Genomic DNA, 16,381 nt, shown 5'->3' with positions numbered 1-16,381 from the left:
ATGCTGAACGCTTCCCCGGGGTGGATCGAGCCGCGGCTGGCCCTCGTCGGCACGGCTGACGTGCCGCTGTACGTGATCGTCAACGACGAGGCCGCGACGCTGATCGAGGGCGGCCTGAGCGGCATGACGGAACTCGTGTGGCAGCAGCTTCACGATCTGCTGCGGGACTTCGGCGGCATCCGGCATTTGCGCTACTGGCTGATCACCCACTCGCACTATGACCATTGCAGCCTGCTGATGACGCTCAAGTCGCGCATGCCGTGGCTTCATGTATCCGGCTCGCCCGACGCGTTCGATGCGTTCCAGAGCCCGTCGGCCTGCCGCACCATCCGTCAGCTCGACGCGCACGCGTCACGGTCGTGGGAACCCGCCGTCGGTGTCGACTTCACCGAGCTGTCCGACCTGCCGTTCTACCCGGTCAATCCGGGCACGCAGCTCGACATCGGCGGCGGGATGCAGATTCGCACGATCGCACTGCCGGGCCACAGCCGTTGCCAGTTCGGCTACTACTGCCCGCAGCTGGACATCGGTTTCGTGTCGGATGCGCTCGGCGAATTTCACGGCGCCAGCCACTGGCTGCCGCTGGTCTTTCAGGACCTGTTTGCGTATCGGCACTCGCTGGGCGTCATCGAGCAGCTGCACGCGCCGCGGCTTGCGTTGGGGCACCACGGCATCCTCGCCGGCGCGCCTGCCCGATCGGCCGCGCGGCATGCGCGCGCGTGCCTCGATGCACGCGAGGCCGACGCGCGCGCGGTGCGTGGCAACACAGCCGCCACGCAGGAACTGGCCCACCATTGGACTGCCCGTTACGCGGCAAGAAGCGAAAAGGTGGTGCCGCATTTCCTGCATCTCAAAAGCATGATGCACATGATCGATCTGTTCCATCGCGCCGAATAGCCTCCTTCGGATTCCCGCCGCAGCAACGCATGGGCGCCGCCCGGCGTCAGGCCGCTGCTCGCTGTTTTCATTCCTCTTCCGACGACATTATGACCACTGCGACCTTGCCGACCACGCTCAGCGAATTGCTTCAGAACCGCGCCGCCACCCTCGGCGACAAAACCGCCTACGTGTTCCTGAGCGGGCCGCCCGAACAGGAACAGGCCGAATCGATGACCTTCGCGGCGCTCGACGCACGCGCCCGCCAGGTCGCCGCGCTGCTGCGGCAGAACGCGGTCGAGATCGGCGACCGCGTGCTGCTGCTGTGCCGGCCGGGGCTCGATTACGTCAGCGCCTTCATGGGGTGCCTGTATGCGGGCGCGATCGCGGTGCCCGCCTACCCGCCGCGCAACCGGCAGCACATGGTGCGGATCGCCGGCATCGTCGAGAACGCGGGCGCCAACACGATTCTGTGCTCGGCCGATGACCATGCGCGCTGCACGACCTGGCTCGCCGATACCGATGCATCGGGCAGCACGCTGCTCGACGTCGGCGGCGCGCAGGCGCTGGATCCGGTGAATTCCCCCGCCGGCGTGCAGCCCTCCCACATCGCCTTTCTGCAATACACGTCGGGAACCACCGGCAGCCCCAAGGGCGTGATGGTGTCGCACGGCAACCTGATGCACAACCTGGGGCTGATGCGCGAATGGCTCGCCTATGACGAGGCAAGCACGATCGTCAGCTGGCTGCCGCCCTACCACGACATGGGCCTGATCAGCGTGATCCTGACGTCGCTCTATGGCGGCTTCCGGAGCGTACTGATGGCCCCGGAACGCTTCATCCAGCATCCGTACCTGTGGTTGCGTGCGATCAGCCAGTACCGCGCGGACCTGACGGGCGCGCCGGATTTCGCGTACCGGATGTGCTGCCGGCGGATCTCCGACGAACAGCTGGCGACACTCGACCTGTCGTGCCTGCGGGTCGCCTACAACGGCGCCGAGTCGGTACGCGCCAGCACCTTGACGGATTTTGCGCAGCGCTTCGCCGCCGCGGGCTTCGCCGCCGACGGTTTCCTGCCGTGCTACGGGCTGGCGGAGGGCACGCTGTACGTCGCCGGCCGCACGGAGCGGCATCCGATCCGCACGCTGTGCGTCGATCAGGCCGCGCTCCAGCGGCAATCCGTGGTGTTGCGCAGCGAATTCCAGGGCGTATCGACGCAGCCGCTGGACCGCCCGGGCGAGCGGGTCCTGGTCGGCGTGGGCCGCACCGACGGCGAACAACAGGTGATCGTGCGCGACCTGGAGACCAATGCGCGTTGCGACGATCGGACCATCGGCGAAATCTGCGTGGCCGGCCCGAGCATCGCCGCCGGCTACTGGCGTCTGGACGAGCAGACGCATTCAACCTTCCGGCACACGCTGGCCGGCGACCGGGATCAGGCATTCATGCGCACCGGCGATCTCGGCTTCATTCTGGATAACGAACTGTATGTCACCGGCCGGCTCAAGGACATGGTGATTCTCGCCGGCCGCAACTACTACTCGGAAGACATCGAGTACGCGCTGATCGTCGGCGTGCCGGAACTCGTGCCGAACGGTTGCGCGGCCTTCATGGACGACCAGGTCGACGCGGAGCGCCTGATCGTCGTGGCGGAAGTCGAGCGCACGCAGCGCAAGGGCAATCTCGACAGCTTCATCGACGCGATTCGCCAGGCGATCTGGAACCGCCTCGACATCGGCCCGAGCGCGATCGTGCTGGTATCGCCCGGCAGCGTGCCGAAAACGTCGAGCGGCAAGGTGCGCCGCAGCACGTGCCGCACGCAGCTGCACGACGGCGCGCTGACGATCCTCGCACAGTGGGACGTCGAGAGCGGCGTCGAGACGCCCGCGCCCGATCACCATCAGCCCGCGCGCCCGGCAGCGGTTGCCGACAAACCGGCGGCCAACGATCGCCGGCGCGATGCCAGCGCCACCGTCGACGAACTGAACGACTGGCTCAGGCACTACGCCCGCACGCGGATCGATTCGCGCACCATCGACGAGCGCCGCACCATTCCGCCGCACATCGTGCTCGATTTCGGAAACCGGGGCCTGCTCGGCATGCCGATCGACCGTTCGCATGGCGGCCTCGGCCTCGGCCAGCGCGACATGTCGCGCGTGTTGGCGCAACTGGCCGCGATCGATTCGACGCTGGCTTTCTTCGTCACCTTGAACAACACGCTCGGGATCCTGCCGATCATGCAGCATGCGCAGCCGCCATTGCGCGAGGAATTGCTGCCGAGCCTCGCGAGCGGCCGGATGCTCGCCGCCTTCGCGATCACGGAGCCGGCCGCGGGCTCGCATGTGCGCGCGATCGCGTCCCGCGCGCAGCGCATCGAGTCCGGCGACTGGCTGGTCACGGGGAACAAGAGCTGGAGCGGCTCATCCGCATGGGCGGGGATCATCAACGTGTTCGCGAAGCAGGCCGATGGCACCGGAATGGTCGGCTTGGCGGTGCGCCCCGGCACGCCAGGCGTGCGGATCGGCGCCGAGGAGCTGACGATGGGCGTGCGCGGCATGATCCAGAATTCGCTGCATCTGGATCGGGCACGCATCAGCGACGCATACCGGCTCGGCGACATCGGCCAGGGGATGTTCGTGGCGCAGCACGCGATGAACATTGCGCGCCTCGGCATCGCGGCCGTCTGCGTGGGCGGAATGAAACGCTGTGCGCAGCTGATGCATCGTTACGGGGCGCGGCGCCAGGTCGGCACCGGCCTCCTGCTGGACAACCCGCTCAGCCGCCTGCGCCTGGGCGAGCTGCGGGACCGCATCGACGGGCTCAACGCGCTGGTCGAGCACCTCGCCACCGAGCTGGACCTCGGCGTCGCGCTGCCTGAAGACTGCCTGCTGATCTCGAAGATTCTCGGCTCCGAGCTGCTGTCGCAATCCGCCGACGAGATGATGCAGTTCCTGGGCGGCCGCGGTTATATCGAGACCAACCTCGCGCCGCAGATCTTCCGCGACGCGCGCCTGACCCGCATCTTCGAGGGGCCGACCGAAACGCTGCTGGTTCACCTGGGCAGCCGCCTGCTCAACGGGAGCGACGATCTGCTGCGCTATCTGGAGCATGCGCTGGGCACCGGCGTGCTGGCCACGGAGCTGCGCGAGCTGGGCGCACAGCTCGCGCAAGACGGGCTCGCCAATGCGTCGAAACTCGGCGGTGCCGCGCATGCCGCCGTCTGGGTCAATTACTGGCTCGGCACGGTCGCGCAATGGGGCTTGCTGCTGGCGGTGATCGAACGCGCGGCGGCGCAGCAGCGCATCGGCGACGGCGCGCTGCGCTGGGTGCAGAGCCAGTACGAACGCGCGATCGAGGCCGCGCAACGGCAGGTCGGCCTGCGCTCTGCGCTGTCCACCTCGGTGGAGTTGAACGACTGGGCAGCGCGCACCGGGTTCGAGATCGGCGCGATCGAGCAAACGATCCCGGGTGCAAGCCAACGCGTCGATCCGTTGCTGGACGCCCATGCCGACGCGCGCTCGGTCTCCCATGCGCCCGACGCGCCAGCCGGCGAAGACGCCGGTTCGGCCGAAACCCCGATCATGAGCGAGCCGGCGAGCCTGCTCGATCGGCAGCAGGTTCATGCCGTCGAACAATGGCTCATCGCGTGGCTGGGCGAACGCCTCAAGCACCGCAAGCTTCGCTTGACGCGCGAGTCGACCTTCGCCGAGATCGGCTTCGACTCGATCCTCGCCGTCGAAATGACGCTCGTATTCAGCGAGGCGTTCCGCGTGACCGTCGATCCGTCCGCGGTCTGGGACTACCCGTCCATTCGCGCGCTGGCCGCCCATCTCGCGCCCCGGACGCACGGCGCCGCGCCGGCGGTTGTCGTCGCGCACGCCGATCCGGATGCATCTTCACCCATTGCAGCCCAACCTTCGATCCTGTGAGACCGTCAAACATGCACGCCCGATTCGACCTTGGTGATTCCACCGCCGCGCTGGCCCGACAACTCGAACACTATCTCCACGCCTATCCCGACGAAACGCGCACCTTGCTCGGCCTGTCGGCCGGTACCGCGATCGGCGTCGAGGTGCTCGACATGGAACTGCCGGTCAAGCTCGAGCAACACACGCATGCGGCCACGCTGCGCATCGGCCGACACGACGCTCAGCGCGTGATGGCCTATACGCGCAGTTGCAACTGGGCGAACGGCATCGTGCTGGTGCCGACGCTGGCGCGCCTGGTGTTTGCCGGCGCGTTCCGCGGCCTGCGGGCCGGCGCGCCCCGCGCGATGCGCGCGTTCGCGGAATCCCGCCAGCCCGATCCGACCCGTAACCTTGGGGTGCTGTGGGGCGCCCTCAACCTGTTGAGCCTGGCCGGCTGGCTGACCCTCGATCGCGGCGACGAAGACGCCGAATATGCGCTCACCCCGGCCGGTGAATATGTCGTCGCGTGCGTCGAGCGCACCCGGCCGCTGTTCGAGCAACTGGCGAATGCCACGTCGGTACTCCAGCATCTGCACGCACTGTGTCATCGAACGCGCGTGGCGGCCAACGACAGCGTGCTGTATGCGCAGCTCGCGCGGATCTGCGTGGCGGGTTGGCCGGAGCTTCCGCTCCCGGCCACCGATCTGGAGCGCCAGGTGAACGGACAGCTGCGCACGGCGATGGACGGCCTGCTGCTCGGCCCGACCTGGGTCGCGCTCGATATGCCGGTGTTCGACAGGCAGCCGGATGGCCAGTACGCGCAGTCGGCGCCCGGCATCCTCGGCAAGCTCGACGCGCAGCCCGACGGGGTCGCGGTCGGCGCGTGGACACAGGCTGATCCTGTCGTGCTGCACGCGGCATGGGCGCTGATGTGCAAGTTCGGCATGGCGGAAATCGATCGCGAAAAGGTGCGCCTCACCGAGTCGGGCCGGATTCACCGGCCGATTGCCGCCCCTTACGCGGGGTTGCCCGCGTCCTATCTGCGCTCGTATGCGCTGCTCGACGAACTCCTGTTCCGCAACCCCGATCCGCTCGATATCGATAGCGACGGCCACATCGATCGCGTGATGAACGTGTATGCGTCGAGCGGCGCCGGGTCCGGGCCGGCGTCGCAGGAAATCACGACGAAAATCCTGCGCACGCTGTTCGACGACACGCTGCTGGACCGTCAGCCGGCCGGCATCGCCGACATGGGCTGCGGCGACGGCAGCGCACTGAAGCGCCTGGCGGAATACGTCATCACGTCGACGCGGCGCGGCCGGCACCTCGCGACCCATCCGCTGCTCGTGATCGGCGCGGACTACAACGAATCCGCGCGCGGCCGCGCCGCCGCCACGCTGTCTGCGCTGAAGGACATCCCCGGCGTGCAGGTGCGCGTGATCGCCGCCGACATTTCCCAGCCCGACCGCTACGACGAAGCCGTCGCCGAAAGCGGCCTGACCGTCGCGCAGCCGGACGGCAGCGTGCGCCCGGCGCGGCTGAGCGACCTGCTGCATACCTTCATGTTCCTGGTCCACAACCGCCGGTTGAGCATCCGGCGCAAGGACGACGCCGAAGCGATCCTCGAGCATCATCTCCGCACCGTCGACCGAGCACGCCTGCGCGCGGTGATCGATCAGTACTATGCGGGCGCCCTGACGGTATCGGATCAGGCCGAGTTGCCGATCACGCTCGACCAGATCAAGCATGCGTTCAAGGTGGCGTATAGCGACGCGGAAGGCCTTGTTCCCGGTTACGTGGCGGCTGCGGATCTCATCGATTTCCTGACCCGCTGGAAGCGCCACGCGAAGCATGGCTTTCTGATCGTGGAAGGACATAGCCCGTGGGCGGAGAATCTTTGCGCGCGTGCGCCGGGCGGGCCGGACACGTGGTTGCGCACCGAGCAGCTTCCGTCGGTGTTCAACTGGGGCATGCATTTCGTGTCGCGTCAGTTCATGGCGCCGTTCAACGAATTCACGCTCGCGTTGACGCTGGCCGGCCTGCGCCCCGATAGCCCGATTTACGGGCGGATTCATCCGGAGGGGTTCCCGGCGCCGGACCTGCTGAGCGACTATCGATTCTTCAGTATCGCAAACTACGTTGCCGACATCGGCACGGATCGCTAGCGCGGTGGCGTCGCGTCATGTCGACGCGACGCGGCCCTCGAACTTCCGTTCGAGGGCCGCTCCCTGCTCCCTGCTCCCTGCTCCCTGCTCCCTGCTCCCTGCTCCCTGCTCCCTGCTCGGGTGCGTCGGGCGCCACGGTGGCCGGCGCCCGATCACGCGGCGCCGGCCCGTGCCGGTCAGCGCGTCGCCGGCACCGGCGGCTCGCCCGCCGACGTCGCGCTGCGCGCCCAGTCAGCGAACTCGGTGTCGTAGCGATTGCCGATGTACGCGACATGGTTTGCGTAGCCGTCGTAATCGCCCACCCGGAAGCGCGACACGATCGTGTCGACGTCCGCGCGATGGCGCTCGAACATGAAGCGCGTCGCCATGTAGCCCCACCGGTACGCGCGCGTGACGTAGTCACTCGACGAGTAACGCGTGCCGAGCACGTCCGAGAACCGGTACGCGCCCGTGCGCACCGCGTCGATCGACTCCTGGTTGTCGTTCTTTCTCGACAGATACTCGGCGACGCCTTCGATCCACCACACGGTCGGCTTCGCGGTGCTCACCGAGAAGTCGCCCGCCATGTCGTAGCGGCCGTCGAGATAGTGCGTGAACTCGTGCTCGAGGTTCCACACCTTGAACTCGGGCCGCAGCCACGATGCCTCGTGCGCGATGAAGCGCGCCTGGTTGCCGGGCGCGGACGGATCGCCCTCGAGATACATCCCGCCGTTGTCGGTGCTGATGCCGTAGATCACCGACGCGTATTTTCGATAGTTCGCGTAGTCATCGAAAATGACGAGCTCGATCGTGTCGTTGCGATCGCCCGCGACCGGCTTGCGCCCGGTCTTCATCATCCGGTGGAAGTAGTCGTCCTGCCGCGCGACCGCCGTGCAGACCGACTGCAGCTGCGGCATCGTCATGTCCTGCGCGAGAATGCGCACGCCCGCATTGCATGCGTAGCGATTCGAGAGCACCGCGTCGGCCAGCCGCTTCTTGTAGTCGCAGGTGCCGTAGTCCGCGCAGTTGCCCGGATCGCCGTAGTCGACCGCTTCCGCCGCCGCGAGCCAGAGATCGCTGTCCGCGCCCGTCATGCTCGTCGACGCGAGCAGGTCCTGGATCATTTTCTTCACGCGCGGCTTCTGCGTCGGATAGCGGAGGAAACGAAACGTTTCGCGCGCCGCGTCGGCCAGCTGATAGGCGGCGCTCGTGTTCGACAGGCTCGCGCGGTTCGCGGTGACGAAGCGGTTGAGCGTCTCCGGAAGCGTCGCGTCGCTGTCGAGCATCGGCTGCGCGCCGCTGCGCTGGTGCGCGTAGAAGAACACCGTGAGCAAGCCGGTGAAGCCGCCTGCCGCACTGCGCTGCAGCAGCGGCGCCGCCGCCTGCGGATTCGCCGCGCTCACGGTGTAGGACGCGATGCGGTTCTTCAGCGTCGGCAGGTAGTACGCTTCGTCCCGCATGTTCGTGATGAGCTTCATCAGCTCGTTCGCGGTGCTCGGCGCACGTGAATTGTCGCGATAGAGCGCATCGCCCTCCAGGCTTTGCTTGATATACGGGCGCAGCGACACCGCGAGATTCGGAATCGGGTTCGCGATGCCCGATACATCATATTGGTAATAAGCGGCACGCAGATAAATCAGCAAATTGACCAGGATCAAATTGCTCGCGTCGTATTGATAGATTTCCTGCACGAAACGACTCGCGACAGCGTGCACGTTTTCGGCATTGAATATCTGTGTGGCCTGCGCTTTATCAACCGAGAACAGGCCGTAATGGCATTCGTAATCAGGAAGATTCGCGATGTAATCGGCGAGTGCCGCGCCGCGATACTGGGTCATCACCGAAATGTCGCGGCAATCGACGCCCGACGTGCTGCGCTTGCTGCGCGTGGCCGGCTGCTTGAGCTGCGAAGGCCTGGTCAGCGCCGCGCGATCCTGCTCGCTGAGCGGCAGGTTGTACTGCGCCTGCTCGGGCGACACGGGCAGATTCTGCGGCACGCGAGGCATGCGCGCCTGCTTGGGTTGCGTCGGCTGCGGCGGTTCGGTATTGGCCGACGCGGTGCCGACCAGTCCGGCGAATACCGACCACGCGACGATGGCCGACCAGCGGCGGCTTTTTTGAAGCACGTCGTTTATTGCCACTTTGTTTTCTCTCGATTGTTTTTGGGCAATCAAGATATAACATTACATATTGTAACGTCAATTTAATCAATACGAAATAATTCGGTGTTGGTTGGCTTAATTATTTGAATATTAAAATCGATTTGCGAAACAATTCAACCGGCCGGCACGACCCGCCTACATCCGGTCGAGCGACAACGCGCATGCGTCACTGCCCGGTGGGGCAGTATTCGGCGAGCCGCTTCCGTGCGCTGTCGTAGTCCCTCCGTTGGTCGGGCGTCAGGTTCTCGATCCCCTTGCGTTCATACGCCTGCGTCAGCCCGAAATACGCCCAACCGTTGCCTTTGAAATTCATGTACAGGTTGCGATTCGGGTCGTCGCCGCCGAGCGACGCGTGAAGCGTGTCGATCGCGTGGTCGTATCGTCCGAGGTCGATCAGCAGTGCGGCGAGGGTCTGCCTGACCGGCACCCGCGCCACCGCGATTCCCGAAACCGTGGTGTTCGATCTCATCACGCCGGCCAACGTGATGAACACGATCCAGACCTGATCGGCGCGTGCGTCGGATCGGCACCGGGCGCCTCGATGGTGCCCGGTGCCGCACCCATTGAAGCCTTACGACGAATGGCGGTCACCCATGGCGTTGCGGTTTATCGAGCCTCGCGCCAAACATGTTCGGTTTCCTGCATCAATTCGATACGGTCACTTCGACGCGACGGTTTCTCGCGCGCCCTTCCTTCGAGCCGTTGTCGGCCAGAGGATCGGCATCGCTCTGTCCTGCTACGCTGATGCGTTCCTGTGGCACACCGGACGCCACGAGAATCTGCGCGACCTGCCGGGCACGGGCTTCGGACAGCACCTGATTGCCACCCTGACGCGTCGTATCCGCCGGTATCGCATCGGTGTAGCCGGCGACGCGGACGTGCGCCGATGGTGCCGACGCGGTAATCGTCCGACCGATTGAAGCCATCATCGAAGCCCACCACGGTGCCACCATCACGTCGCCGGACCCATACATGCCGTTGAATCTGAGCGTCAGCGTGTTCGTCGCGACATCGCGATGCAAATCGACATTCCCCGCTGCAATTTCATCGCGCAAGCTTGATCCGAGCTGTGCCGTCAGCGCATCGAGAGAGGCCGTCGCCGAAGCGGGTTGCGAGCCGCCCGCCCAATGGCCGACAGCGGCATATCCGATCGCCGCCAGCAACAACGCAACGATCAGGCCGACGAGAATCCACCGGCGCGGTCGCCGCGCTGTCACAGGGCGCACCCACGGATCAACCGCGGTTTGTCGGGGCAGCCGAATCGGTTCAATGTCGCGAACGAACCCGAGTCCGCCCGTCATCACGACGCCATGCACCCGCTCGCGGATGTTCAACAAGCGCGTCGCACCTTCGCTCGCGAAGCGGTAGCGCCCCTGGAATCCGAGATCGAGGATGTTCTGAAACAACTCGATCAGGTCGAGGTGCTCGCGTGGGCTCTCCATCGCCTCGTCGATCAATCGAAACACCCGATCACCGCCCTGCCGATCGTGGCCCAACGCAAGCGCCAGGCTGTTTGACTGCCAGTCCACCCCTGCTGCCTCGCCCTTTCCCCAACGCGTCTTCATCGCTGCTTCATCGAGCGCGGTGCACAGGCAATAACTCGCGCGGACCACGTGTCCGGATCGAAGCTTCAGCTCGTTGCAGACACGCGTGAACAGCCTGAGCTCGTGTTCCAGCCATTGCCGTCGATACACGACAGCTTCAGGATCCAGTGAGGCGGGTGTGCTGGCCAGCGCGCGCAACAACACGTGTGCGGATTCAAGCAACGGATTCACCGCTAGTTCGGCAGCCCTCAGTCGCGCGGCAAGCGATGGAGACACCGGTAACCCGGTCTGGTTCCTCGAATCGGAAGTCGAAGTCGTCACTTCGCAGGCTCCTCGCGGCTCATTGGAAGACACCTGCCGGGTTCGTCGGCATCGCGCCGCGCGGCAACCCCGGAGGCGGTCCACTATCGGACAAATTGAATACCGGCATCGAGGTCGGGCAGCGGAATGTCTTCAACACATCGCTCGTCAACGGATTCGCGACACTTCCCGTGCTCGCAATGTCGAGCACCGCCTTGCGACCATCGAAGTCGAATGCAACGCGGGTACGTCCCGGCGTGGCCGTCTCGACAACCTGCCCTCTCCGGAACAACCGCATCAGCGCCCACGGTCCGTCGGCCACGATCGTCGACGTATCCGGACGAATGCGCGGACTGGCCGTGATTTCCGTGTGAACACCACCGCGCGGCCCCGGCCACGACACCGTGAAAGGTGCCACCGGGCCATGTCGATAGAGCGAACTCTGGCCGTCGATGTCGAGCGACAGGCTCGTGATCGTGGGATCCAGTTCGGGAATACGGATGTCCGCCTTCCACGTAAGCTGCTTGTGGCCCGGGTCATTGAAGAAGACGTCGCGAATCGCCTTCGCATGCTCGAACGGCTCCAGGTCGGGCCCCTGGACAGGCTCGGTCGCGCCGGGCAGCGTCCGGTAACGCCACGGTTTCGCGGACGTATCGACGAACGGCGCAAGCGTCTTCGTGAAGAAATCGTCGATCACGCCTCCTTGCGCGAATACACGGGTGAAGTCGTCGATGCTGACGTCACGCTTGCTGTCGGGCGAAAACGGATAGCTGCCCTCGATGGAGAGCCGACACGCGTCGCCGACGACTGCCTGCATCTGCCGGGACAGCAGTTGGCCGATCCCCTGATTGACTTCGCGGGAGCCGTCCGCAGCGAGTTGCAACAGCACTGCCCGGAAAGGCGCAGGCATCGTGTTGGCCGTCATCTTGAGCTTCGCACCGGTATCGGTCGCCGGCGGCATGCTGTTGTTCGACAATGCATTGTCGGAAACCGTAAGCGCCGTGTAGTAATCGTTCAACAGATTGGTCACGCCGTCGAGCCCCGTCGTGCCGGCTTGCGCGGCCGTCGCCCGGGAGTCGGCCTGCGAGTCGGCATTGCCCGTCACGACCTCGCGCAGCGCAGCGAACTGGCTATCGACGAGCTCGCGTTCGACACGTTCCGAAGCGCGGATGCCGAGCACCTTGTCGGCCTTCTGGTTGAGCTGGTCGGCCGCCTTCTGAAGAAACGAACCGTCCGATCCGGTCGCCGCAGCCGTGAGGGTCGTTTCATGCACGGCCGCGCGGGCAAGTCTCGCGAGCGGCGAGTCGGGGGCGGCGAAGCTGCGCAACACCTGAAGGTTGAACGCGAGGCTCGTGCCGCTCACCGTTCGGATGTCGCCGAGAAAAGCGTCCCACTGCCGCGCGTACTCCACCAGGTACTCGCGACGGACCGCATCCGTCAGCGCATCGTCCCCCCCGGTCGCATTGCTCACGATCTCAGCCGTTTTTTTTTGAGCCTCGCCGAGATACGAGCGACCCATCACCCACGCATCGTCGTCGCGCGCGATCTGGACGAATTCCGGAAGCCGCTTGTCGAACAGGTTTCGGTACCCGTCGAACGTGAAGAGACCCGGCACGCCGCGCGAGAGCGGCTGGTCGCGCGCGCGCGTGAACACGGTGCCGGCTTGCGGTCCGACGGCACGCAACAGCGTGAACTCATCCGGTGCCTCCCGCTGCATCGCCGCCTTTGCGCGCTGATACAGGCGATCGGTCGCGTTGCTGCCGTCGAGGAACGAGCGAGCCTGCTGGATCAGCGCATCGTTGCGGATCAACGGCGACTTCACGACGCGGTCGCCGGAAAACAGCTGCTGCACGTGATCGATCATCGAAGCACGGCCACCGAAAATTGCCGCGCTGTCATTCTTCGCCCAATCGTCGAGTACCCATGCCTTGACGTCGCCAGCATTGAATTTCGCGTTGTCGTAAAGCATCAAGTAGACGCGCAGCGCATCGTAGGCAGCCTTCGGATCCTTGTTGGCAATTGCCCGGGACATCACGTCTTCCATCCGGCGCACGATCTGCGGCACCAGCAGGTTGTCCTCCAGCGCGTCGTAGGTGCGACCGCTCTCCGTCACGATGTCCGGTGGGGTATAGAGACCGTAGCGCCACGTGCTGCCGGGATCGGATAAGTCCAGATTCGGATACGTCGGCAAATAGTGCGCTTCGGTCAGCACATCGGGTACGGCCTCCGGCTTGGGCGCCTTGTAAAGCTGCGTCACGCGAGCCGCCAACACCTGGACCTTTCGGCCGACGGCGTCGAGATACTCGCTGTTGCTGCCAAAGCTCACGCGCAAACCGAACGCGAGCCAGACGAACAGCAGCAACGCGAGTGCATGTCCGATCACGCGCAGCAGCCGGTACCGGTACTCCCAGCGCAGGTTGGGACTGACGAGATGCGCTTCCGGAAACACGACGCGGGTCAGGACGTCGTGCAGGAAAAAGCTCCGGTTGCCATCATGCGTGTCGGCGCCGCCGCCCTGCCCGTGTTGCGGCGCAAGACGTTGCACGACCGTGTCGCGTTCCGCGATAACGAGGTTCCCGTCTTGCTGCGCGCTCGTGAAATAGACGCCACGCAGCGTCGAATGAAGCCGGGTGTCGTCGTATCGGGAATCGAGAAACACGCGGTCGATCAGGTCGACGAGCGGAACGATCAGTGCGGAGAACGCTTCCGGCAACGCAACGAGCTGTCGGCGCTTGATGGTTTCGTCCTCATCCTGCAGCCGCGTGTAAACCATGCCGGACAGCCGCCCCGCGAGCTGCATCAGTTCCTCACGGCAGCGCGCGCGCAGGCCTTCCTTGGCGACGATTTCCTTGCTGTAAGGCAACGTGAAACCCCACGCTTGCGCGCGGCTCTCCGCAGTCAGTCCGCCGAAATACTCGGCAAACCCCGTCAGACGGTCCATTTTCGTGACAAGCACGTAGACCGGGAAACGGATGCCAAGCTCCTTGCGCAATTCGGCGAGTCGCGCGCGCAGCGCCGACGCCTCGGCGATACGTTGCTGTTCGTCGACGCCCGCCAGAAGGTCAAGGTCGACAGCAAGCAACGCACCATTGATGGGCGCGCGAGGCCGGTGCCGCCGCAGCATGCCGAGAAAACCCAGCCATTCCGCGCGATCGAGGTCTTCGCGTCGCTCGCCCGCGTCGGCACGGATCGAGACGATATTGGCACTCGACTTTGCGGCCGCCGCCTGGGTATCGGCTGAGACGTCGGATTTTCCTTCGTCGCCTGCTCCGTCTGCTTTTTCGTCAGTTGACGGAGCCGATGCCGATCGGACCAATGGAGGGGCAAGGACTTCGTCTGCCGCTTCCGGCGAGGTGCCGTGGCGCGTGTAATAGCCCGCAGTGTCGATCAACACCGCGTTGTTGGTAAGCCACCAGTTCACTGCAGCGACGTCACCCGCCCGGGTTCCGGCGGCACGCTGCATTTGCTCCGCAATTGGAAATGCCAGACCACCGTTGAGCAGCGCGCTCGTCTTGCCCGCCCCACGCGAACCAAGTGTGATGTACCAGGGAAGTTCATACAGGTAACGCTTGCCCTGGAACAGCTTGCCCGGCCCGCGTGCCCCCGTGCGCATTGACTTCAGCCGCGCCAGTGCGCTGCTGACGATCGCCTCGACCTTTTTCAACCGCGGTGCGGCGGGCGACTCCTTCTTCTTGCCGCCGAAATGAAGCACCTTCTTCAGGAACGCCTCATCCTCTTGCATCTTCCGCCAGATTCGGACCGCCCAGAAGACGACGAAGACGGCCAATACCAGAGCGATAGCGACAAGTCGCATCGACGCCGGCTCGAACGGTGAAGCATGGCCGAACGACAGCAGCGGCGCCGCATACCAGATCAACAAACACAGCAGCGCAACAAACACAATGCTCGTCGACTTGCCTGCAAGCCAGAGCAACACGCCCGCGAGCAGGATGGCGATCAGCAGCACGCGCATGCCGGCCCCGGCCAGCGGTTTGAGGCCGCCGAACGCGAAGTACGGTCCGACGAACCAGATCACCAGCACAACGACGATCAGCGCGAGAAACGCAAGAAACTGACGCGATGCGAGAAACGACAAAAACTTCTTCATGTTCTATTCCGGATACGGATCTGGCCTATTGCGCGACGACAATCTCGACGCGCCGGTTCTGCGCACGCCCCTGGGCGGTACGGTTGTCGCCAATCGGATCGGCATCGCCCTTGCCGACCACCTCGAGGCGGTTGGCCGGCACACCAGCGGCTTGCAGCATCTGCATGACCTGGGTCGCCCGCTCCTCCGACAGCGCCTCGTTCGACGGGAACTGACGACTACGGATTGGCAGGTTGTCCGTGTAACCCAGCACGGTGACCTTGCCTGGCACCTTCACGATCTCGCCCGCGATCTTCGCGACGAGCGGCGCCATCGCACTCTTGATCGTGACGCCGCCGGGTAGGAACATCGCGTCGCCGCGGAACGTCACCGCACTGTGACGCGCATCTTCGTCGACGCTGACCGTGCCTGCCGCGATCTCATCCTTGAGCAGTTGCTTCAAATGCAATTGCGGCGGTGCGGGTGGTGGCGTCATCCGGCCAATTTCAGCGATCTGCGTCTGCACAACCGCACTGCGGCTCATCAGGTCGTATTTGAACCAGCCGAAGATCCCTAGAAGAATCACCGACAGAAAAGTGACGGTGATCCAAACCGGAAAGTCGTAGAACGACGGACGTTTGCCTTTTGCGTCCGATTGCCAGTGGGGGGACAGCGTCACCGGCACGGGTTCGCGTTGCGACGCGATCTCGTTGTAGAGTCGCTGGCGAATCGCATCGTGCTTGCGCTTGCCATCTGCCGTGTCCCGATAGCGTCCTTCGAAGCCTAGACTGAGAATCCGGTAGATCACTTCCAGCAGGTTCAGATGCTCATGAGCGTCCTCCAGCAGACGGCCAATCAGAAGGTAGACCTTGACTCCGCCGTGTCGATCTTCATGGAAGACCGTGGCCATACCCGTCCGGATCCACTCCATGCCTGAAGCCCCTCCTTTACCCCACTCGGTCTGCATCGCGGCCTCATCGAGTGCTGTACACAAGCAATACCGCGCGCCGATGATGTGATCGCGACGAATATTGGCTTGCTCGCACAGCTTCTGGAACACGCGCAATTCCTGCTCGAGTAGCGACCTCAATCTCGCGATGGTTCGGTTCGACGCCAATTGGTCCGGCATATCGGCCTGCGCGCGAAGCAACACACGAGACGCTTCCAGCAGCGGGTTCGGAGCCGAACGCACGGCGGCCAGCCGTTGCTCGAACGGCTCCGACGGGACTTCGGGAACCGCCTTTGCGGATTCAGCCTCATCGCTGAAGGCAGTCTTGACGCTGATCTGGGACGACTCGCCGTTATCGCTGGCTGAAGTCTGTTCCCGGGTCTCGTCGACTGATAGATGCATTGTTGCCAT

Annotated in this window: 8 protein-coding genes; 3 read left to right on the top strand and 5 right to left on the bottom strand. The window is 64.7% G+C overall.

Annotated features, from left to right (window positions below):
- From ACN22W_RS37755 to ACN22W_RS37745, 3 genes are all read left to right on the top strand, one after another.
- Positions 1-897 (top strand): MBL fold metallo-hydrolase, encoded by an 897-nt coding sequence (locus ACN22W_RS37755; protein WP_419690163.1) that lies wholly within the window; start codon positions 1-3, stop codon positions 895-897.
- An 89-nt stretch (positions 898-986) separates the two neighbouring features.
- The gene (locus ACN22W_RS37750; RefSeq protein ID WP_419690162.1) at positions 987-4,805 is read left to right on the top strand and encodes an AMP-binding protein; all 3,819 of its coding nucleotides are present in this window, start codon (positions 987-989) and stop codon (positions 4,803-4,805) included.
- A gap of 11 nt (positions 4,806-4,816) precedes the next feature.
- A complete protein-coding gene (locus tag ACN22W_RS37745; protein ID WP_419690161.1) occupies positions 4,817-6,949 on the top strand; it encodes a hypothetical protein in 2,133 nt (710 codons plus the stop codon).
- Positions 6,950-7,125: 176 nt separating this feature from the next.
- On the opposite strand, the gene ACN22W_RS37740 is transcribed toward ACN22W_RS37745, so the two are convergent.
- The 5 genes from ACN22W_RS37740 to tssL all read right to left on the bottom strand — a co-directional run bounded on the left by ACN22W_RS37740 (position 7,126) and on the right by tssL (position 16,372).
- Complete coding sequence (locus ACN22W_RS37740; RefSeq protein ID WP_419690160.1) at positions 7,126-9,054, bottom strand: collagenase; 1,929 nt, start codon at positions 9,052-9,054, stop codon at positions 7,126-7,128.
- Positions 9,055-9,256: 202 nt separating this feature from the next.
- Positions 9,257-9,559 carry a hypothetical protein gene (locus tag ACN22W_RS37735; protein WP_419690159.1) on the bottom strand — a complete coding sequence of 101 codons (303 nt, stop codon included), beginning with the start codon at positions 9,557-9,559 and terminating at the stop codon, positions 9,257-9,259.
- Positions 9,560-9,734: 175 nt separating this feature from the next.
- Positions 9,735-10,865, bottom strand: coding sequence for a type IVB secretion system protein IcmH/DotU (gene icmH / locus ACN22W_RS37730; RefSeq protein ID WP_419690158.1), 1,131 nt, complete (start codon positions 10,863-10,865; stop codon positions 9,735-9,737).
- Between the two features lie 109 nt (positions 10,866-10,974).
- Complete coding sequence (gene tssM / locus ACN22W_RS37725) at positions 10,975-15,042, bottom strand: type VI secretion system membrane subunit TssM (protein WP_419690157.1); 4,068 nt, start codon at positions 15,040-15,042, stop codon at positions 10,975-10,977.
- 25 nt (positions 15,043-15,067) lie between these two features.
- The gene (tssL, locus tag ACN22W_RS37720) at positions 15,068-16,372 is read right to left on the bottom strand and encodes a type VI secretion system protein TssL, long form (protein ID WP_419690748.1); all 1,305 of its coding nucleotides are present in this window, start codon (positions 16,370-16,372) and stop codon (positions 15,068-15,070) included.
- Positions 16,373-16,381 lie beyond the last annotated feature (9 nt).

Origin of the sequence: Burkholderia theae, assembly GCF_048565265.1 — a bacterium.
GTDB lineage: Bacteria > Pseudomonadota > Gammaproteobacteria > Burkholderiales > Burkholderiaceae > Burkholderia > Burkholderia theae.
Note: the sequence above shows the minus strand (reverse complement) of the source record. Positions and strands in the feature narration are given on the sequence as shown.

Coding starts and splice junctions, on each gene's coding strand:
- ACN22W_RS37755 (WP_419690163.1), top strand. CDS start 1: ATGCTGAACGCTTCCCCGGGGTGGATCGAGCCGCGGCTGGCCCTCGTC.
- ACN22W_RS37750 (WP_419690162.1), top strand. CDS start 987: ATGACCACTGCGACCTTGCCGACCACGCTCAGCGAATTGCTTCAGAAC.
- ACN22W_RS37745 (WP_419690161.1), top strand. CDS start 4,817: ATGCACGCCCGATTCGACCTTGGTGATTCCACCGCCGCGCTGGCCCGA.
- ACN22W_RS37735 (WP_419690159.1), bottom strand. CDS start 9,559: ATGAGATCGAACACCACGGTTTCGGGAATCGCGGTGGCGCGGGTGCCG.
- tssM (WP_419690157.1), bottom strand. CDS start 15,042: ATGAAGAAGTTTTTGTCGTTTCTCGCATCGCGTCAGTTTCTTGCGTTT.
- tssL (WP_419690748.1), bottom strand. CDS start 16,372: ATGCATCTATCAGTCGACGAGACCCGGGAACAGACTTCAGCCAGCGAT.